Below are 19,154 nucleotides of genomic sequence, written 5' to 3' on the forward strand. Positions count from 1 at the left end.
GCACTCCCTCCCGGCGGCGTTCGCCGAGGTCCCGCTCACGGACCCGGGCCGCGGGTCCCGCGACACACGGGCCCGGCCGTCTGACGCACGGCACTCGCTCCGGCGGCTGGGCGGGTGAACCGCACCCCCGACACCCCTGCCCGGTCGGCCCACGGGCGGCGTGGCGCGTCGGCGGGCGACCGCCACTGCCCAAGGATCCGGGCGCGTGGCACACACCTTCGAAGAGCTCGTGGAGAAGCAGCGCGCGGCGGACGAGGCGTACGCCCGTGTGCGTCAGCTGCAGGACGCGTACGGGCCGCCCACCCAGACCACGTGGAGCGACCAGCAGACCAGCACCTGGGAGACGGCCTGGCGGGCCTGGCGCGATCTCGCCCGGGACGTCCAGGCGGCGGTGACGGGGTACGCGAAGCAGGAGGGCACACCGCGTCAGGAGGTCGAGGCGCGGGTGAAGGAGGCGGTACGGCACGGGGACAGCGGCGGGAACGGGGCGTAGCCGCCACCCGTCGGGCCGTCCTCGGGCCGCTGCCCCCGCTCACGGCCGCTAGGGTGGCTGGCGTGTCGTACGTAGGCCCGGACTTCGAACCTCCCCAGCCCCGCCGCCCCCGCCGCGGCCCCCTGACCGTCGCGCTCGCCGCGCTGGTGCCGGGGGCGCTGCTCGGCTGGCTGGTGTACGAGACGGTGGGCGGCTCCGGGGACGACGGGGGTTCGGGGCGGGCGACCGCAGGGTCCTCCTCGCCCGCCGCGTCGAGCGCGCCCTCCGACGACGCCAAGGAGCCGAGCGCCTCCCCGAAGCCCACGGCCACGCCCTCGGCGTCCGCGCCCGCCGCCTCCGGCCCGCTCAAGGGCAAGGTCGTCGTCATCGACCCGGGGCACAACCCGGGCAACTTCCGGCACGCTTCCGAGATCAACCGCAAAGTGGACATCGGGACGAACTCCAAGGAGTGCGACACCACGGGCACGTCCACCAACGACGGTTACACCGAGGCGAAGTTCACGCTGGACGTGGCGCACCGGATGCGCACGCTGCTGCAGAAGCAGGGCGCCACGGTGAAGCTGACGCAGGACGGCGACCGGCCGTTCGGGCCGTGCGTGGACGAGCGGGCCCGGATCGGCAACCAGGCGAAGGCCGACGCCGTCGTCTCGATCCACGCGGACGGCTCGGGCGCCGGCAACCGCGGCTTCCACGTGATCCTGCCGGGCGCGGTCCACTCCGGCGCCGCGGACACCCGGGCGATCGTCGGCCCCTCCCGCGATCTCGGCGAGCGCGTCGCGGGCCGCTTCGTGGCCGTCACCGGCAGCGCGCCCTCCAACTACATCGGCGACGGCGGTCTCGTCACGCGTAAGGACCTGGGCGGTCTCAATCTGTCAACGGTTCCCAAGGTGTTCATCGAGTGCGGCAACATGCGCGATAGCAAGGACGCGGCGTTGCTCACCAGCGGCGCGTGGCGACAGAAGGCGGCGCAAGGGATCTCCGAGGGAATCGTGAGTTTTCTGCGCGGGTAGTCCCGGACCGGCAGATCCCGGCGGACACCCTGACGTGGCGGACGATAGGGTCCTCCTTACGATGAGGGGCCTCCCCCGCGCTTCACACCGAGTCCGGACGGCGGCATGGTGACAGCGACGCCTCTACCGACGATGAGACGACCTACGAAGGACCTGAAGTGAATATCCGCTCCCTCACTCGGGGCGACGGCGTGGTGATCGGAGCAGCGGTATTGCTGTTGATCGCGTCGTTCCTCGACCTCTACTCGTTCGACAATGTCCCCGACAGCGTCGACCTCCCCAGCCTGTGGGGCAGCGGCCCGGTCGTGTTCAGCGTCGTGCTGGCCGGGATCATCGGCGCCGCACTCGTCGTCGTCGCGCGTGGCCTGCCGCAGGCCCCGAAGATCGCGGGGATCGAGCTCGGCCAGTTCGGCGCCGCCTTCACGGTGTTCGCCGCGTGGAGCGCGCTCGGCAACATCTTCGACGTGCCCGGTGGCTTCGACAACATCGGTGACAACGGCAGCGAGGGGGCCCCGAGCCCCGGCATCGGCATCATCCTCGCCCTCGTCGCCACGCTGCTGATGGCCGCCGCCGCCCTCGCCACCCCCCTCGTCCCGGCCCTCAAGGGCGCCCTCCTCCCGGCTCCCCGCCCGGCCGCCCCGCAGCCCTACGGCGCCCAGCCCCCCGGTGGTTACGGCTACCCGGGCGCGCAGCAGCCCGGTGGCTACGGCCAGCCGCAGCCGGGGCAGCCGTACGGCGGTCAGCCGCAGCCCCAGCAGGCGCAGGCGCAGGCCCCGCAGCCGCCGGCCGGGGACTTCTCCCCGTTCTGGTTCGCGGTGCCGGTGCCGCGGCCGCTGTTCGCGGAGGACGGCTCGCCGACGCCGATCGCCGAACTCGCCCCGGGCACCTGGTACCTGGCCGTCGAGCAGCGCGGAGCGGCCCTGGTCGCCCAGACGCAGGACGGCCGCCGCGGTGTCCTGCAGGACACGTCGGGCATCCAGCGCGGCTGAGCCCGCACACCTCTCGCACGGCCCCTCGCCCTTCCGGGTGGGGGGCCGTTGCCGTACAGTCGTCGCCTCCGTCAGCTGACGTACCGTCAGGAGGCAGGCATGCGGCTCGGTCTCGCGCTCGGCTACTGGGGCCGCGGCCCCTCCCCCGACCACGTGCGCCTCGCGCAGGAGGCCGAACGGCTCGGCTACGACTCGGTCTGGACGGCGGAGTCCTGGGGCTCGGACGCGTTCACCCCGCTCACCTGGATCGCGGCGCACACCTCCCGCATCCGCCTGGGCACGGCGGTGGCGCAGATGGCGGCCCGGTCACCGGCCACGACCGCGATGCACGCCCTCACCCTGGACCATCTCTCCGGCGGCCGCGTGATGCTGGGCCTCGGTCTGTCGGGCCCGCAGGTCGTCGAGGGCTGGTACGGCCGCCCGTTCCCCGCCTCGCCGCTCACCGCCACCCGCGAGTACGTCGACGTCCTGCGGCAGGTACTGCGCCGCGAGGGCCCCGTGGAACTGGCCGGCCGCTTCCACTCCCACCCCTACCGGGGCCCGGACGCCACGGGTCTCGGCAAGCCCCTCAAGCCGATCACCCACCCGCTGCGCGCCGATCTGCCCGTCCTGCTGGGCGCGGAAGGCCCGAAGAACGTCGCCCAGACGACCCGGATCGCCGACGGCTGGCTGCCGCTGTACTGGGCACCGACCCGGCCGGAGGTCTACGGCCCGGCCCTGGCGGAGCTGCCCGAGGAATTCATGGTCGCGCCGATGACACAGGTCCGGGTCTGCGACGACGTCGCCGAGGGCCTGCTGCCCGTGAAGACGATGCTCGGCTTCTACATCGGCGGCATGGGCCACGCGGCCCGCAACTTCCACGCCGACCTGATGGCGCGCATGGGCTACGAGGAGGAGGCCCGCCGGATCCAGCGGCTGTTCCTCGACGGCCGCCGGGAGGAGGCCGTGCTCGCCGTCCCCGACGCCTTCGCCGACGAGATCTCCCTGGTCGGGCCGCGTGAACGCATCGCCGAGCGGCTGGAGGCGTGGCGGAAGGGGCCGGTGACCGACCTGCTGGCCCTCGCCCCCGACCCGCACTCCCTGCGCGTGCTCGCCGACCTCAACTCCCGCTGAGCGGCGGCGCGGTCACCAGAAGATTGCGATCGCCTCCAGCGTCACCTCCCGGGTGTCCTCGCGCCAGCCGGTCATCTTGCCGAGGCAGCGGGCCGTGAAGGTGCCGGCCGGGATGGAGCGGCGCGCGTCCCCGGGGGCCACGACGCGCATGTGCACCGGGGGTTGTCCGGCGCCGTACTCGGCCCGCAGGACGAATCCCTCCGCCGCGTCCGGCACGCGGGTGAACACCCCTTTGACGGAGACGAATTCGCCGATGCGGCTCAGGGTCACCGCGCGGCCGTCCGCCAGGTTGTCGGCGAGGTTCCGGTTCGGGACGACCGTCAGCGTGGTCAGGTCGGCGTGCACGATGGCGTCGGCCCGGTCGAAGGCCTCCATGACCACGCCGATCACGTTGATCGGCTTGTCCTTGCGCACGAACTTGCGGAACGTCTCCTGGCTGACGTCCCGTTTCAGCCGGAACCGGAACAGCCATGTCAGCATCCGGCTCCAGAAGCCGACGCTCGTGTCGACCTTCGTCCGCAGCTCGACGGCCTCCTCCAGCGCGGACCGGTAGTTGCCGAGCTCGTACAGGTCCATCACCGCCTGCTCGTCCAGGTACAGGCAGATGCTGTACGCCGACTGCCAGCGCCGCAGGTTCCTGCCCCGCTCCCGGGCATGGCGCACCAGCACCACCGCGAGCACCACCGCGCCGGCGGCCGTCGCCAGCCAGACCGTCATCCACGGCCACCACAGGCTCCACCACAGTGCGTCAGTGACAGCCACGGATCTCCCTGAAAGCCTCGGAAAGGGACGAGTCGACGGCGTCCACCATCCGTCCGCCCGTTCTCTGCGCCGCGCGCCGCAGCTCACCGGCGTCGGCGTCGCCGAAGTGGACGGGGTAGGTGTGGACGGCGGCGCGCACGGCGGCGGGCAGCGCGCTGTGGCGGCGCACGAACTCCGCGTAGGGCAGGCCCGCGTTGTTCTCGCCGTCGGTCATCAGGACGAGTGAGACGGAGCGGTCGGGGTCGGCGGCCAGTTCGCGGGCGGCGGTGCGGTAGCCGTGGTCGAGGGCGGACCATACGGCGGTGGCGTCGCCGTAGCCTCCCCGGGCGACGGTGTCGGCGAGGGCCGTCAGATCCTTCGGGCCGGTGACGGTGACGGTCCTTTCCCCCAGCACCCGGCCGCCGAACCGGACGACGGTGAGCCGCTCGCCCCGGTGGAAGCGGGCGAACTTGCCGGAGGCGGTGGGGTCCGCGCCGCTGAGCCCGGCGAAGGCCTCGCGCAGGGCGGCCATCCGGGCGCCGCGCATCGAGCCGGAGAAGTCGAGCAGGAAGACCACCTGGCTGGTGGTGCGCCGGTCGGGGTCGCCGTAGTCCGCCAACAGGGTTCGCAGGACGACGGGTCGGTCGGGGTAGAAGAGGGCGTTGCCGACCGGTTCGCGCAGCCGGGCCTCCCGGGTGACCGTCATGTTCACGGGACGGCGCAGCGTGTGCCGCATGATCTGCCGCTGCACCGAGTCGCGCCGCAGCCACTGCGTGACCTTGTCGTACGCGGTGCGCCGGGCCGGGTTCAGCAGGAGCAGCGGGAAGTCCGCCAGGACCGTGCCGTCCTCGGGACGGACGATCTCCAGGCGTTCGTCGAGGCGGCCGCCGGCGTCGAGGGCGAGCAGATCGGACTCGTACGTGATGAGGGCGTTCGCCTCGTCCTGGTGGTCGGCGTAGGAGTCGACGAGGGCGGGGCCGGTGTCGGCGGTGAGGGTCTGGCCGGAGCGGAAGCCGCGCAGCCGGTCGCAGGAGACGTCCTCGGGGCGCAGCGCGGCTCCGGTGCCGGCCGCGGCGGTGGCGACGCCGACGAGAGCGGCCAGTCCGCTGCCGGCGTGCCCGGGGTCTGCCATGCCGAAGCGGACGGTGCCGGTGGCGGCGGCGTCGGCGATGTCGGCCCAGCTGAGCCGGGAGCCGGGCACCTGGGCGCGCAGCCGCCGCGCCACGTCCGGCTTCAGGCCGACGACGACGGGGGACGTCATGGTGGACGTGCGCTGCAGCCCGCGGATCGCGTTCTTGTCGCTGAGACGCAGATAGCTGTCGGAGGACAGCCACGCGAGGTCGTACCGGTCGCGGTCCGGGGCCCTGGTCTCGGCGTCGGCCCGGAGGTCGAGACGCAGATCGACACCGGTCTCGTCCTTCAACTCGTCCAGCAGCGGGGCGAGTACGGCGAGGTCGGGGCCGGCGAGCACGCGCAGCCGGACCGTGTCGCCGTCTCCGTCGCCCGAGCAGGCGGTGAGGAGGCTCGCGACGAGCGCCAGGCAGAGCGCCGGCAGACCCCGGCGGCGCCTCACCGGCTGCCCGCCCGGTCCTGGCAGTCGCCGACGATCTCGATCATTCTCTCCAGCAGGGGCAGGCTGGGCAGCACCGCCCGGGTGTCGTCGGAGGAGGTGGTGGGCACCGGGATGTGCCGCTCGGTGAGGAACCGGGCGAGCTCGTCGCCGGTCGCGCCGCCGGTGGCGTTGCGGGCCCGGAAGCCCAACTCCATGGCCCGGTGCTGGAGTTCCGGATCCTTGGCGACCAGTTCGCCGAGCCGGGCGCCCTTGCCGGTCAGCGCGACGAGCTGGGGTTCGGTGACGAAGCGGGTGGACGGGTAGAGCAGGACGCGCTCGTCGTCGGTCGCGCCCTTCTCGGCCTGGCGCCCGATCTGGTGGGCGAGGAACTGGTGCTCGTAGATCACCGTCACCGGGGCGATGCTCTGCCCGTCGGGTGACAGATACGTTTCGGCCCGCTCGGACGACGGCAGGCCCTGTTCGACGAGGAGCGGCTTGATCTTCCGGGCGAGCCGCTCCGCCTCGGCCTCGTTGTCCGGCGCGTCGTTCCCGTGCTCGACGAAGGCCACGAGTCCGAGGTAGGTGCCGGCGGAGTTGGCTTCGCAGATGTCCGAGGTCTGGGCGAGGATCTTGTTGCCGTTGCGGACGCGGTCGTCGCGGTCGATCTCGTCCCAGCGGTAGCCGTTCTCGGGGTCGCGTCGGACGCCCGCCCGCTTGCCCCGGGCCAGGTCGATGAACTTCCGCATGTCGAGGGTGTAGTACATCGGCCTGCCCGCCGGGCCCGGCAGGCGCTTCGCGACGCCTTCCGCCGTGAGCACCTCGGCGTAGTCCCGGTAGGTGGCCAGCACGATGGGGCTGACGAACGGGCGGTACAGCAGCACCGGACGGTTCGCCCGGGCGCGCTCCCGGCTGATCAGGTCGGCGGCCGGCTGACCGGAGGGGAAGACGACGTCGTATCCCTCGTAGTCCTGCTTGGCGATCTCACGCGAGCCCATGTTGGTGATGTGCACGCGGAAGCCGTGCTTCATCAGCAGCCGCTCGACGACGGGGTCCTGGAAGAAGTCCCTCTTCGAGGCCATCTTGGCCTCGATGGTGACCACCTGCCGCAGCGGCAGCAGCAGGTTCCCGGAGGCCACGAGCAGGGCCAGCCCGACGACCGGGACGGGCAGCGCCGACGCCAGCACTCTGCGCAGACGTCGGCGCGGGGGTCTGGTGACGGTCAGCCGCGGCTCTTCGATGGCGGGTCTGTTCGCGGGCACCTGCATGCTCCCCCCGTGACACCGGCGTCCTCCCCGAGTGGCCGGGCCAGGATCGTCGGTGATGCCGGTGTACCCCGAACGACCCTTCGGGGAACGTGGGTTGGCCGCACGGGGAAGCCCGCGAAGGAGGCCGGAGGAAGCGGCTCGACGGGCCGGGTTTCATCCAGAGTTCAAGGGCAATCCGGAAAGCATGTCCCCTCGATATCGCAACGGTGCGAATCAAGCCGGCACGATCGTCGCAGTCGTGGCCGACATCATGGCCCTCATCCTGGGTCTCTGGATCCTGATGTACCTGCTGGACGCCAACCCCGGCAATTCGTTCGTCCAGTTCATCCACGACGCGGCCCGCTGGCTCGCCGGCTGGTCGCACGACCTGTTCACGTTCGACGAGGCGTGGGCCCGAGTGGTCTGCGGCTACGGCCTGGCAGCCGTGGTGTACCTGCTTGTGGGCCACGCGATCGCCAATCGAGCACGGCACTGACATCCCGGTGAGGGGCTCGCCCTCCAGGGGCGCGGGGAACTGCGCGACAAGCCACGCACACCCCGCGCCCGCGCAACGGGCGAGCCCACCGAGCTCTCAGGCGCAGCAGTCCGAGTCCTCCAGCCCCACGGGCAAGTCCCCGCCGAAAACCTGGCACGTGGCCTCATGCCCACCCAACGCGGCAACGGCCAGCAACAGCGACCCCGCGGTCCACGTCGTCAACTCCCGCGGCCAGATCGCGTCGTCGTCGAAGACGTACCCGGTCCAGTAAAGCCCGCTCTCCGGATCCCGCAGATGCTGGATCGACTGCAGGATCTCCAGCGCCCGGTCGGACTCCCCCATCGCCCACAGCGCGAGCGCGAGTTCGGCCGACTCACCCCCCGTCACCCACGGGTTGGGCACCACGCACCGCACCCCCAGCCCGGGGACGACGAACCGGTCCCAGTCCTCCTCGATCCGGGCCTTGGCCTGCGCGCCGGTCAGGGCACCGCCGAGCACCGGGTAGTACCAGTCCATCGAGTACCGGTTCTTGTCGAGGAACCGCTCGGGGTGGTGGCGTATCGCGTGTCGCAGCGCACCCGCCGCCAACTCCCAGTCCGGTTGGGCCTCTTCGCGCTGCTCGGCGATGGCGAGAGCGCAGCGCAGGGCGTGGTGGATGGAGGAACTCCCCGTCAGCAGGGCGTCCGTGGTCTCGGTTCCGTCATCGTCGCGCCGCCAGCCGATCTGCCCGCCGGGCTGCTGCAGGCGCAGCACGAACTCGACCGCCGCGTACACCGCCGGCCACATCCGGTCCAGGAACGCGTCGTCGCCGGTGGAGAGGTAGTGGTGCCAGACGCCGACGGCTATGTAGGCGACGAAGTTGGTCTCCCGGCCCCGGTCGGTGACCGCGTCGAACTCGCCGTCGGTGTAGGCGGCGTACCAGGAGCCGTCCTCGTTCTGGTGCCGGGCCAGCCACAGGTAGGCCCGCTCGGCGGCCTCGTGCTCGCCGGCCGTGTCCAGGGCCATGGCCGCCTCGACGTGGTCCCACGGGTCGAGGTGGTGCCCCCGGAACCAGGGGATCGCACCGTCCTCGCGCTGCACGGCGAGGATGCCGGCGACGGTCGCGGCGGCCTCCCCCGCGGTGAGGACCCCGGGCAGGACCAGATGTTCCGTCCGGGGAGTGGTCACGTGGCGTCCGCCCCGGTGTCGGCCAGACGCGGCAGGTGCGGCTTGGTCGCGTACGCCACGAAGCTCTTGCCGATCAGCGGGTTCAGTGCCTGCTCGGCGACCCGGGTGGCCAGCGGCTTCTTCATGATGTCCCAGACGAGCAGCTTGTGGTACGCCCGCACCGGCAGCGCCTTGTCGTTGTCGACGCCGAACGCGCACTTGAGCCACCAGTAGGGCGAATGCAGGGCGTGGGCGTGGTGCGTGCCGTAGGGCTCCAGGCCGGCCTCGCGGATCTTCTCCAGCAGTTCGTCCGCCTTGTAGATGCGGATGTGGCCGCCCTCGACCTCGTGGTAGGCGTCGGAGAGGCTCCAGCAGACCTTCTCGGGGCCGTAGCGCGGGACGGTGACGGCGATGCGCCCGCCGGGCTTGAGCACCCGCACCATCTCCGCGAGGACGCCCTTGTCGTCCGGGATGTGCTCCATGACCTCGGAGATGATCACGACGTCGAAGGACTCGTCGGGGAAGGGCAGCGCGAGGGCGTCGCCCTCCATCGCGGTGGCGGTGGCGCCCTCGGGGGCCTCACCGGCCTCCTTCATCGCCGCGAACCACTTCGCGACCTCGCGGATCTCCTCGGCGTTCTGGTCCAGCGCCACGACCTGCGCGCCGCGCCGGTAACACTCGAACGCGTGCCGCCCGGCCCCGCAGCCGAGGTCCAGGACCCGGTCACCCGGGGCGAGCGGGAACCGGGAGAAGTCGACGGTCAGCACGTGGCCCTGCTTTCGGAGTTGACGCCTTCTACATCTGCCGGGGCTGCGGAGACAGCACCTGCCGTGACTGCGGGGGCTGTGGGTACAGCACCTGCCGTGGGGCCCGAACGGCCGGAAACCCGCGGCACGTAGCGCGCCCCGGCCCTGTCGATCGCCTCGCGGTAGCGGGCCACCGTGCCCTCCGCGGCCCTGGCCCAGGTGAAGTGCCGGAGCACGCGCTCCCGTCCGGCCGCGCCGAGGCGGGCGCGCAGGTCCGCGTCGGACAGCAGGCGGCCCAGGCCGGCGGCGAGGGCGTCCGCGTCGCCGGGCGGTACCGCCAGGCACGTCTCCCCGTCGCGGCCGGCGACCTCGGGTATGGCACCGCCGGTCGTGGCGAGCAGGGGCGTGCCCGTCGCCATGGCCTCGGCGGCCGGGAGCGAGAAACCCTCATAGAGCGACGGCACGCAGGCGACCTGCGCCGAGCGCACGAGGTCGACGAGTTCCGCGTCGGAGATGCCCTTGACGAACTCGACGGCACCGGCGAGGCCGTACCGCTCCATCGCCTGGGCGACCGGTCCTTCGGCGGGCCGCTTGCCGACGACGACGAGATGGGCGCCGGGGTGCTCGGTCCGGACCTTGGCCAGCGCCTCGACGAGATGCACCAGGCCCTTCAGCGGCACGTCGGCACTGGACGTCGTCACGATCCGGCCCGGCACGACGGGCACCGAGGGATCCGGCGAGAACAGGTCGGTGTCGGCGCCGATGTGGACCACGTGGATGCGGTCCCGCCGGACGCCGAGGTGGTCGACGATCTCCTGCTGCGAGGTGCCGGACACGGTGAGCACGGACGGCAGCCGGCGCGCGACGCGCTTCTGCATGCGCGTGAAGGCGTACCAGCGCCGCACCGAGGCGCGCCGCTTCCAGCCGTCCGCCGCGTCCAGCTCCAACTGCCGGTCGACGGTGATGGGGTGGTGGATGGTCGTCACCAGGGGCGCGCCGACGTCGCCCAGCAGGCCGTAGCCGAGGGTCTGGTTGTCGTGCACGACGTCGAACTCGCCACGCCGGGCGCGCAGGTGGCGGCGGGCGCGCAGCGAGAAGGTCAGCGGTTCCGGGAAACCGCCCGTCCGCATCGTCGCGACTTCCAGCGCGTCGACCCAGTCGCGGTACTCCCCGCGCCCGGGCGTGCGGAAAGGATCCGGCTGGCGGTACAGGTCGAGGCTGGGCAGCTCGGTGAGGGTCAGCCCGTCGTGGCCCTCGTCGAGGACGGGGTACGGCTGGGCGCCGATGACCTCGACGCGGTGGCCGAGGCGGGCCAGTTCGCGCGAGAGGTGCCGGACGTAGACGCCCTGGCCACCGCAGAACGGGTTCCCTTTATAGGTGAGGAGCGCGATGTCGAGCGGTCGCAAGCCGTCGGCAGCGGGGGCCTCCGGAGCCCCGGCCTCCCTGGCCTCAGCGGTCACTCTGGGCCCCCTTCTCCCTGCACTGTCCCGCGAGATTACGCCGGGACGCTAATCTAGAACAAGTTTCAGACTTGATCGTCCGGAGGCTCTGAATCTACCGGCAGGTAAGGGTGCTGTGAGCAGTGGATCAGGTGATTCACGCCACGACCGGCGCCGTGCCATGCTGTGTGATCACTCGTCCTCACGGACGGTCACGGAACGGGACCGACACATGCCCGCGGAAGCCAAGGTGAGCGCCAAGGTGAACAAGCCGGCCAAGGTGGAAGCCAGAGCGGCAGCCCCCGACTCCCCGCCCCTCACGGAGCGGCAGGAGGCCCGCCGTCGCCGCATCCTGCACGCGAGTGCGCAGCTGGCCAGCCGGGGCGGCTTCGACGCCGTGCAGATGCGGGAGGTCGCGGACTCCTCCCAGGTGGCGCTCGGCACGCTGTACCGCTACTTCCCTTCCAAGATCCACCTGCTGGTCGCCACGATGCAGGACCAGTTGGAGCACATGCACGGCACGCTGCGGAAGAAGCCGCCGCAGGGCGAGACGGCGGCCGAGCGGGTCGCGGAGACGCTGATGCGGGCCTTCCGGGCGTTGCAGCGCGAGCCGCATCTGGCCGACGCGATGGTCCGCGCACTGACGTTCGCCGACCGCAGCGTGAGCCCGGAGGTCGACCAGGTCTCCCGCCAGACGACGGCGATCATCCTGGACGCGATGGGCCAGGAGAACCCGACTCCGGAGCAGCTCTCGGCCGTCCGGGTCATCGAGCACACCTGGCATTCGGCGCTGATCACCTGGCTGTCGGGCCGGGCCTCGATCGCGCAGGTGAAGATCGACATCGAGACGGTGTGCCGTCTGATCGATCTGACGGCGCCGACCGCCCCGTGAGCGCCGCAGGCCCCGGGCACACGAAGGACCTACGAGACGGGTTCCCTTCGCCGGCATGGTCCGGATCAGGTGATGGGGGTCGCCTTCCGGTCGCCCGGCCTTTCGGCCCTGCGCCCTTCCGGCCTCTCAGCCCTACCGTCGCAGTCGGCACCAGCGGAAGCCCAAATGCCACTTCCCGCCGACGTCGGCTACTCCGGTCGGACTCCCTCACTCGCCTCGTAGGCCGACTTCCAGGATAGAACGCCCACAGGGGATTGAAACCCCCTTCAATCATGATTTTCCGGGCATTTACTCATCTCCACCCGGGCCCTATTCCTCCGGGGGGAAGACCGCCTCCCCGCTGTCCCTCAGCGTGATCACGATCGCCTCCGCCGGGCAGCACTCGGCCGCCTCCAGCACCCTCTCGTTCGCGTCCATGTCCGGGGCGGCCGGACGGGACTGGCGGGCGGCGTCCAGGCGGAAGCCGTCCGGCGCGTGGTGGAGGCACTGCGCGGAGCCGATGCACAGGGAGCGGTCGACCTCGACGTGCCAGCGGTCGCCCATCGCTACGCCTGCGCCGGGAGGTGGATCATCTTGTGCTCCAGGTACTCGCCGTACCCCTCGGGCCCGAACTCCCGCCCCAGGCCCGAGTTCTTGTAGCCGCCGAAGGGGCCCAGCATGTCCAGGCTGAACGTGTTGACGGAGTACGTGCCCGTGCGGACCTGCCGGGCGATGTCGATGCCGTGCTCGACGTCCGCCGTCCAGACGCTGCCGCTCAGCCCGTAGTCGGAGTCGTTGGCGATCTTCACGGCGTCGGACTCGTCGCCGTAGGGCAGCAGGCAGATGACCGGGCCGAAGATCTCCTCGCGGGCGATGCGCATGGAGTTGTCGACGTCGCCGAAGAGGGTCGGCTCGACGTACCAGCCGCGGTCCAGACCGGCCGGGCGTCCGCCGCCGGTCAGGATCTTGGCGCCCTCCTCCTGTCCGATGCGGATGTAGTCGAGGTTGCGCTGCTGCTGCCGCCGGGCCACCAGGGGGCCCACCTGGGTGGCCGGGTCCAGCGGGTCGCCGACCGTCAGGGCGCCGGCCGCGGCGGCCAGGGCGTCGGCGAACTCGTCGTAGCGGGAGCGCGGCAGGAGGATGCGGGTCTGGGCGACGCAGGCCTGGCCGTTGTTCATCCAGGCCGCGGGGGCGATGCCCGCCACGGCCGTCTCGACGTCCGCGTCGGGCAGGACGACGGCGGCGGACTTGCCGCCCAGTTCGAGCGTCACGCGGGTGAGGTTGCGGGCGGCGACCTCCATCACGCGCTTGCCGGCCGCGACCGACCCGGTGAAGGAGACCTTGTCGATCCCGGGGTGCCCGACCAGGTACTCGCTGACGTCCCGGTCGGCGGGCAGGATCGACAGCACGCCCTCCGGCAGCCCGGCCTCGCGGGCGATCTCGCCGAGCAGGTAGGCGTCGAGCGGGGATTCGGGCGACGGCTTGAGCACGACCGTGCAGCCGGTGAGCAGCGCGGGTGCGAGCTTGGCGGCGGCGACGAACTGCGGGACGTTCCAGGGGACCACGGCGGCCACGACCCCGACGGGCTCGCGCCGTACGAGAATCCGGCCCAGCACGCCGTCCCGCCGCTCCTCGTGGGTGAAGTTCCGGGCGACGGTGATCGCCGAGTCCCAGACCATGACCGCGCCGAGGGCCTGGGCGAGGACGCTCCAGGAGTAGGGCGAGCCGTTCTGGGCGGAGATCAGGCGGGCGATCTCGTCGTGCCGGACGGTGACGGCGTCCTTGATCCGGCCGACGACCTCGATGCGTTCGTCGAGGCTCATGCGCGGCCAGGGCCCCTCGTCGAACGCCCGCCGCGCCGCCGCCACGGCCCGGTCCACATCCGCCGTCGAGGCGTGCGGGACGCGTCCGATGACCTCCTCGGTGTGCGGCGAGACCACCTCGATGACGTCCTGGCCCAGGGGGTCGGTCAACTCCCCGCCGATGAACAGCTGTCCGTGTTCCACGAGCTCGGTCATGGCCGACTGCCTCCCCGGGAGCATCTCCTGACGGTGCATCAGATACGCCACTGATACCAGCCCCGCCCCGAGGAGTCCACGGACCGCGCACCGCTGGAGACTCCTCGCTGGAACCCGTTCTAGTTATAGTGACGGGGAGCCGGCGACTGGGGGACCCCATGACACAGGTGACCGACCACGGCGGAGGCGTCCGGTCCCTCCGGGTCCCGATCCCGGACAACCCGCTCGGCCACACGCTGGTGTACGTCGTCGACACCGACTGCGGCCCCGTGCTGATCGACACCGGCTGGGACGACCCGGAGTCCTGGGACACCCTCGCGCAGGGCCTCACGACCTGCGGCACCTCGGTCGCCGAGATCCACGGCGTGGTCATCACCCACCACCACCCGGACCACCACGGCCTGTCCAGCCGGGTCCGTCGGGCGTCGGGCGCCTGGATCGCGATGCACGCGGCGGACACCGCGGTCGTACGGCGGACCCGCGAGGCCCGTCCCGAGCACTGGTTCACGTACATGGCGGCCAAACTCACCGCGGCCGGCGCGCCCGAGGAGCACCTCGCCCCCCTGCGCAGGCCCGGCCGCCGCGCCCTGCCCGGCCTCTCCCCCGCCCTGCCCGACCGCGACATCGTCCCCGGCGAACTCCTCGACCTCCCCGGCCGCCGGCTGCGCGCGATCTGGACCCCGGGTCACACGCCCGGCCATGTCTGCCTCCACCTCGAAGAGGCCCACCCCGTACAACTCCCCGGCCACGGCCGCCTGTTCTCCGGCGACCACCTGCTGCCCGGGATCACCCCGCACATCGGCCTCTACGAGGACCCGGACGACGCCACCATCACAGACCCCCTCGGCGACTACCTCGACTCCCTCGAACGCGTCGGCCGACTGGCCCCCGCCGAGATCCTCCCGGCCCACCAGCACCCGTTCTCCGACGCCACCGCCCGCGTCGGCGCACTGCTCGCCCACCACGAGTCCCGCCTGGCCGACCTGCTGGCCCTGCTCGCCGAGCCCCTCACCCCCTGGCAGCTCGCCGAACGCATGGAGTGGAACCGCCCCTGGGACCGGATCCCGTACGGCTCCCGCACCATCGCCGTGTCCGAGGCCGAGGCGCACCTGCGGCGGCTGGTGAAGCTGGGACGGGCGGAGGCGGTGCCGGGGAGCGAGCCGGTGACGTACGTGGCGGTGTGAAGTCCAGGTCGGGACGGCACCCGTTCCGCCGGACGGACGGGACCGGCCGGCTCGCCTCGCGCACCCTCCACCTTCCCTCGGGGAACCCACACCGTGTCCGAGCCGCGCGTCCGAACCTGCCCTCGGCATAGGGCCCTTGACGATGCGGAGCGCCCCTAGGATGGTCGGAAGCAACGCTCGCACCGGGAGAGGCGCCCATGGGCACCGACAAAGCCGCACGCACGACGACCGGCAGCGGAGTCCTGGACGGCGGGTGCGCCGGGCCCATGGTGCCGCGGCTGGCCCTGGGCGCCCGGCTGCGCGGGCTGCGGGAGGAGCGGGGCATCGGCCGGGCGGAAGCGGGGCATGTCATCCGGTCCTCCTCCTCCAAGATCAGCCGGATGGAAGCCGGCCGCCACGGCTTCAAACTGCGTGACGTCGCCGATCTGCTCACCCTCTACGGCGTCACGGACGAGGCCGAGCGCGCCACGTTGATGGCGCTGGCCGAGCAGGCCAACACCCCCGCCTGGTGGCGGTCCTACAGCGATGTCGTGCCGACGTGGATGCAGACCTACCTCGGGGCCGAACAGGCGGCGGATGTCATCCGCTGCTTCCGCGTCCAGCGCGTCCCCGGCCTGCTGCAGACCGCCGACTACGCGCGTGCGGCCGTCCGGCTCGCGCACCCGGACGCCGGCGCGACGGAGACCGACCGCCGGGTCGCCCTGCGGATGGACCGCCAGCGGATCCTGCGCCGACAGCCGGCGACCCGGCTGTGGGCCGTGATCGACGAGGCGGCGCTGCGTCGCCCCGTGGGCGGCATCCGCGTGATGCGGGAGCAGCTCAGGCATCTCATCGAGAGCTGCCGGCTGCCGCACGTCACGGTGCAGATCCTGCCGTTGACCACCGGCGCACACGCCGCGGAGGTGGGTCCGGCCACCATTCTGCGCCTGCCCGGTGGACAGTTGCCCGACGTGGTCTACCTGGAGCAGCTCACCGGCGCCCTCTACCCCGACCGGCCGGCCGACATCGAGTGCTACTGGGACGCGATGAACCGGCTGGTGGTAGAAGCCGAGTCGCCCGACGAGACTCCGACCATCCTGCACCGCATCCTTCAGGAGACCTGACGGCTCAGACTCGACGGCCCAGACCTGAGGGAGCAGACCTGAGGGAGCAGACCCGAGGGAGCAGACCCGAGGGAGCAGACCCGAGGGCTCAGACCCGAGGGCTCAGACCCGAGGGCTCAGACCCGAGGGAGCAGACCCGAGGGCTCAGACCCGAGGGAGCAGACCCGAGGGCTCAGACCCGAGGGCTCAGACCCGAGGGCTCAGTTCTTGCGTGCGACGCCGCCGTACTGGTGCACCTCGGCCGGCAGGCCCAGGGCCGCCGCGTCGGGACGCCAGCGCGAGCAGGACGCCACGCCCGGTTCGAGCAGCTCCAGACCGTCGAAGTAGCGGGCGATCTGCTCGGGGCTGCGGAGGATGTACGGGATCGAACCGCCGTCGTTGTACGTCTGGATGGCCCGGACGTAGTCCTCGCTGGTGTCGGTGGAGTCGTACTGCACCAGGTAGCTGCCGGGGGGCAGGGCGTCCACCAGCCGCCGGACGATCGAGCGGGCCTCCTCGTGGTCCTCGATGTGGCCCAGGATGCCCATCAGCATGAGGGCGACGGGCTGGTCGAAGTCGAGCGTCTTCGCGGCTTCCCGGACGATGGTGTCGGGCTCGCGCAGATCGGCGTCCACGTAGTTGGTGACGCCTTCCGCCGTGCTGGTGAGCAGGGCGCGGGCGTGGGCCAGCACCAGTGGGTCGTTGTCGACGTAGACGATCCGGCTCTCCGGCGCCACCCGCTGGGCGATCTGGTGGGTGTTGTCCACGTTGGGCAGGCCGGTGCCGATGTCCAGGAACTGGCGGATGCCCTCTTCTGCGGCCAGGTGGCGCACGGCGCGGGCGAGGAAGTAACGGGCGGCGCGGGCCCCGGTCTCGATACCGGGGAACACCTCGCGGAACGCGTCACCGGCGACCCGGTCGACCTCGTAGTTGTCCTTGCCGCCCAGCCAGTAGTTCCAGATCCGGGCCGAGTGCGGCACCGAGGTGTCGATCTTGGGGAACGGCTCCTGCTCGGAGTTCTCCACCGGGTCGGTCATGGACGCTCCTGCGTGTGTGGTCGGAAAGCCCCACGTTAGCCGTTCTGCGCCCTGGAGAGGATCAACTCCGCTGCGGAATGCAGGAGTTCGACTTCGTCCCGGCCCGTCGTCGGCACCCCGGCGGCGCAGTGCCTCGGTCGGCCCTCCGGAGACTCGTCATACGCACCGCCGAAGATACGGCTTTCCCCGCACCACCGGTCCCCGCAGGGTGAGCAGTCGGATGAAGGCATCGTCAGGCCACGGAAACGCACTGGGTCACCGAACAGAAAACGACTTGAATCCACCTGTCCACCAGTAGAAGGGCACGACACAGTTATCGCTGTCCGAATGCGGCTGTTGCCCCAGTTCAGCCTGATCGACACCATCGTGTGACCCTGCTGCTGAGGCTGCCTGCCACCGGCATGGTCGGCACCCGCGCGGCGTCCTGGTCGCATCGTGGCGGCAACTGCCTCAGACGCAGCCAACGGAGGGCAGGGAATGCAGATCACGACACGTTGGATCCTGGCGTTCGACTCATCCTGCGGGACATGCACCACGGTGTCGTCCGCCGTCGCCCGGGCCAGCGGAGGCAAGCTGGAGGTGTTGCCGCTGACCGACGCGGACGTACGGCGGTGGCGCGAGGAGGCGATGGGCGCCGAACCCGTGTGGGCGCCGACCCTGTTGCGGGTGGCTGACGGCGCGGTACGCGCCTGGACAGGACCCCGTATGACTCCGCCGCTGGTGCGGCGACTCGGACTGCGGGCGACCGGCCGCGTACTCGTGGCCCTGGGCGAACTGCGTCGTGCGGCCCGCACCGGGCGGCCACTGACCACCGCGGACGGTGCTGCGGAGCAGGACCGCTCAGGCGTGAGCCGCAAGCGCTTCCTGCTGCTGGCGGGCGGCGTCAGTACAGCGGTCGGGATGACGATGGCGGGGCAGACCCCGGCATTCGCGCGCTCCGCGCAGACAGAGGCCCGGTCCTGGGTAGCCGCACACCGCAACGCGTTACCGCGCACGTACGCGGCCATCGCGCCGCTGCCCTCGGCTGTCCGTCAGGCCGTACTGGTGGAGCTTTCCCCGGCCGAGCGCAGCCGGGTGTGGACCGAACACCTGAAGCGGTTCCAGGACGCGCATCCGGCGCTGACCGCGCAACAGAAACGGGTCGTGCAGGAGGCGTTGGACCTGGCGGGCTCCGAGGCCAGCTTCGTCGGCGGCGAGCCGCAGAAGGGTTCGAAGCTGCAGAGCCGCATCTCCGCCGTGGAGGTGGCAGCGAAGGAAGCGTTCGGCATGGCCGACAGCGCCGCGCTCCTGGTGACTCTCGGGCCCGTCGACGCCGCTCCGGCCGCTCGAGGCAAAGCGGGGGCCGGGGTGCAGGCCACCTGTAACTGCAGCACCACCTCGCAGTGGTGCACCGTGTGGGAAGGCCCACGCTGCCAGTGCTGCTTCTGCAGCACGACATCGGGCTGCGGCTTCCTGGGCTTGTACCAGTGCAACGGAACCTGCACCGACTGACGCCGGCCGTCGAGGTTCGACAGCTGACCGAGCAGGCAGGCGCGGGCCGCAGCCGCAGGTCCCACCCGTCGGCAGCGGCCCGCGCTCCGGGCCATGACGCGGTTGCCTTCCCCCGCGGGGTTCGGCTGCCGGCCGCGCGCTGTCGGCCGCCATGCCGAACGAGACCACACCGGGCCCACCTTGAGACGGGGTGACGAGCCCTCCCCGAGGCCGCACCCCCCGCCGACGCAGGGCGAAGCCCTCCATGGCCCCTCGGCCGGTCCTCCCCGCCCAGGTACAGTAAGCGGGTCGTCATCACACCGTACGGGGGGAAGCCGGTGCAATTCCGGCGCTGACCCGCAACCGTGATCCGCCCCACCCGGGCGGTGAGCCGGATCGCCCCGTACGGTTTCGTGACCGGCTCGCGTGCCCGGCAGAGTGCCGGTGCGCGGCACCGTCGAGGTATACGGAGCCGAGCCGCCGGGGGGTGCCCCGCGCTGCCCGGCTCCCCCACAGGGAGAGG

Annotated in this window: 18 protein-coding genes and 1 riboswitch; of the genes, 9 read left to right on the forward strand and 9 right to left on the reverse strand. The window is 71.8% G+C overall.

Annotated elements, in window-relative coordinates; all coding sequences use genetic code 11:
* Positions 1-205 precede the first annotated feature (205 nt).
* The 4 genes from ACZ7EG_RS01075 (at position 206) to ACZ7EG_RS01090 (ending at position 3,605) form a co-directional block, all read left to right on the forward strand.
* The gene (locus ACZ7EG_RS01075) at positions 206-493 is read left to right on the forward strand and encodes a hypothetical protein (RefSeq protein WP_471070431.1); all 288 of its coding nucleotides are present in this window, start codon (positions 206-208) and stop codon (positions 491-493) included.
* A 62-nt stretch (positions 494-555) separates the two neighbouring features.
* Positions 556-1,503 carry an N-acetylmuramoyl-L-alanine amidase gene (locus ACZ7EG_RS01080; protein ID WP_471070433.1) on the forward strand — a complete coding sequence of 316 codons (948 nt, stop codon included), beginning with the start codon at positions 556-558 and terminating at the stop codon, positions 1,501-1,503.
* A gap of 158 nt (positions 1,504-1,661) precedes the next feature.
* Entirely contained in the window at positions 1,662-2,492 is an 831-nt protein-coding gene (locus ACZ7EG_RS01085; protein ID WP_471070435.1) for a hypothetical protein, read from the forward strand.
* Between the two features lie 99 nt (positions 2,493-2,591).
* On the forward strand, positions 2,592-3,605 hold the full coding sequence (locus ACZ7EG_RS01090; protein ID WP_471070437.1) for an LLM class F420-dependent oxidoreductase: 1,014 nt from the start codon (positions 2,592-2,594) through the stop codon (positions 3,603-3,605).
* Between the two features lie 12 nt (positions 3,606-3,617).
* Here the strand turns inward: ACZ7EG_RS01090 and ACZ7EG_RS01095 are convergent, their stop codons facing one another.
* From ACZ7EG_RS01095 to ACZ7EG_RS01105, 3 genes are read right to left on the reverse strand one after another with little or no spacing between them, the layout of a single operon-like run.
* Entirely contained in the window at positions 3,618-4,367 is a 750-nt protein-coding gene (locus ACZ7EG_RS01095) for a hypothetical protein (RefSeq protein ID WP_471070439.1), read from the reverse strand.
* Positions 4,354-5,919, reverse strand: coding sequence for a vWA domain-containing protein (locus tag ACZ7EG_RS01100; protein ID WP_471070441.1), 1,566 nt, complete (start codon positions 5,917-5,919; stop codon positions 4,354-4,356). The genes ACZ7EG_RS01095 and ACZ7EG_RS01100 overlap by 14 nt, the downstream gene beginning before the upstream one ends.
* Positions 5,916-7,163 (reverse strand): hypothetical protein, encoded by a 1,248-nt coding sequence (locus ACZ7EG_RS01105; RefSeq protein WP_471070443.1) that lies wholly within the window; start codon positions 7,161-7,163, stop codon positions 5,916-5,918. The genes ACZ7EG_RS01100 and ACZ7EG_RS01105 overlap by 4 nt, the downstream gene beginning before the upstream one ends.
* 184 nt (positions 7,164-7,347) lie before the next feature.
* Here ACZ7EG_RS01105 and ACZ7EG_RS01110 point away from each other — a divergent pair, with 184 nt between their 5' ends.
* Positions 7,348-7,638, forward strand: a complete 291-nt coding sequence (locus tag ACZ7EG_RS01110; RefSeq protein WP_471070445.1) for a hypothetical protein — start codon at positions 7,348-7,350, stop codon at positions 7,636-7,638.
* A 96-nt stretch (positions 7,639-7,734) separates the two neighbouring features.
* On the opposite strand, the gene ACZ7EG_RS01115 is transcribed toward ACZ7EG_RS01110, so the two are convergent.
* The 3 genes from ACZ7EG_RS01115 to ACZ7EG_RS01125 are packed head-to-tail and all read right to left on the reverse strand — an operon-like array spanning position 7,735 to position 10,990.
* The gene (locus ACZ7EG_RS01115; protein ID WP_471070447.1) at positions 7,735-8,805 is read right to left on the reverse strand and encodes a prenyltransferase/squalene oxidase repeat-containing protein; all 1,071 of its coding nucleotides are present in this window, start codon (positions 8,803-8,805) and stop codon (positions 7,735-7,737) included.
* A complete protein-coding gene (locus ACZ7EG_RS01120) occupies positions 8,802-9,551 on the reverse strand; it encodes a class I SAM-dependent methyltransferase (RefSeq protein WP_053672097.1) in 750 nt (249 codons plus the stop codon). Before ACZ7EG_RS01120 ends, ACZ7EG_RS01115 begins: the two co-directional genes overlap by 4 nt.
* Positions 9,545-10,990 carry a glycosyltransferase family 4 protein gene (locus ACZ7EG_RS01125; RefSeq protein WP_471070450.1) on the reverse strand — a complete coding sequence of 482 codons (1,446 nt, stop codon included), beginning with the start codon at positions 10,988-10,990 and terminating at the stop codon, positions 9,545-9,547. Before ACZ7EG_RS01125 ends, ACZ7EG_RS01120 begins: the two co-directional genes overlap by 7 nt.
* A gap of 211 nt (positions 10,991-11,201) precedes the next feature.
* On the opposite strand from ACZ7EG_RS01125, the gene ACZ7EG_RS01130 reads away from it, so the two are divergent.
* The gene (locus tag ACZ7EG_RS01130; protein WP_471070452.1) at positions 11,202-11,861 is read left to right on the forward strand and encodes a TetR family transcriptional regulator; all 660 of its coding nucleotides are present in this window, start codon (positions 11,202-11,204) and stop codon (positions 11,859-11,861) included.
* A gap of 309 nt (positions 11,862-12,170) precedes the next feature.
* Here the strand turns inward: ACZ7EG_RS01130 and ACZ7EG_RS01135 are convergent, their stop codons facing one another.
* The gene (locus tag ACZ7EG_RS01135; RefSeq protein WP_344457593.1) at positions 12,171-12,404 is read right to left on the reverse strand and encodes a ferredoxin; all 234 of its coding nucleotides are present in this window, start codon (positions 12,402-12,404) and stop codon (positions 12,171-12,173) included.
* 2 nt (positions 12,405-12,406) lie between these two features.
* Positions 12,407-13,858, reverse strand: a complete 1,452-nt coding sequence (locus ACZ7EG_RS01140) for an aldehyde dehydrogenase (protein WP_471070454.1) — start codon at positions 13,856-13,858, stop codon at positions 12,407-12,409.
* Positions 13,859-14,016: 158 nt separating this feature from the next.
* On the opposite strand from ACZ7EG_RS01140, the gene ACZ7EG_RS01145 reads away from it, so the two are divergent.
* Both ACZ7EG_RS01145 and ACZ7EG_RS01150 read left to right on the forward strand, forming a co-directional pair.
* Positions 14,017-15,042 carry an MBL fold metallo-hydrolase gene (locus ACZ7EG_RS01145; RefSeq protein WP_471070456.1) on the forward strand — a complete coding sequence of 342 codons (1,026 nt, stop codon included), beginning with the start codon at positions 14,017-14,019 and terminating at the stop codon, positions 15,040-15,042.
* A 197-nt stretch (positions 15,043-15,239) separates the two neighbouring features.
* Complete coding sequence (locus ACZ7EG_RS01150) at positions 15,240-16,145, forward strand: helix-turn-helix domain-containing protein (RefSeq protein WP_471070458.1); 906 nt, start codon at positions 15,240-15,242, stop codon at positions 16,143-16,145.
* A 200-nt stretch (positions 16,146-16,345) separates the two neighbouring features.
* On the opposite strand, the gene ACZ7EG_RS01155 is transcribed toward ACZ7EG_RS01150, so the two are convergent.
* Positions 16,346-17,161, reverse strand: coding sequence for an SAM-dependent methyltransferase (locus ACZ7EG_RS01155; RefSeq protein ID WP_471070460.1), 816 nt, complete (start codon positions 17,159-17,161; stop codon positions 16,346-16,348).
* Between the two features lie 477 nt (positions 17,162-17,638).
* Between ACZ7EG_RS01155 and ACZ7EG_RS01160 the strand changes: the two genes are divergently transcribed.
* Positions 17,639-18,652 (forward strand): bacteriocin fulvocin C-related protein, encoded by a 1,014-nt coding sequence (locus ACZ7EG_RS01160; RefSeq protein WP_471070462.1) that lies wholly within the window; start codon positions 17,639-17,641, stop codon positions 18,650-18,652.
* A 298-nt stretch (positions 18,653-18,950) separates the two neighbouring features.
* Positions 18,951-19,041: riboswitch (adenosylcobalamin-variant (AdoCbl-variant) riboswitch) on the forward strand.
* The last annotated feature ends 113 nt before the right edge of the window (positions 19,042-19,154 follow it).

This window comes from Streptomyces sp. NPDC037100 (assembly GCF_055606225.1).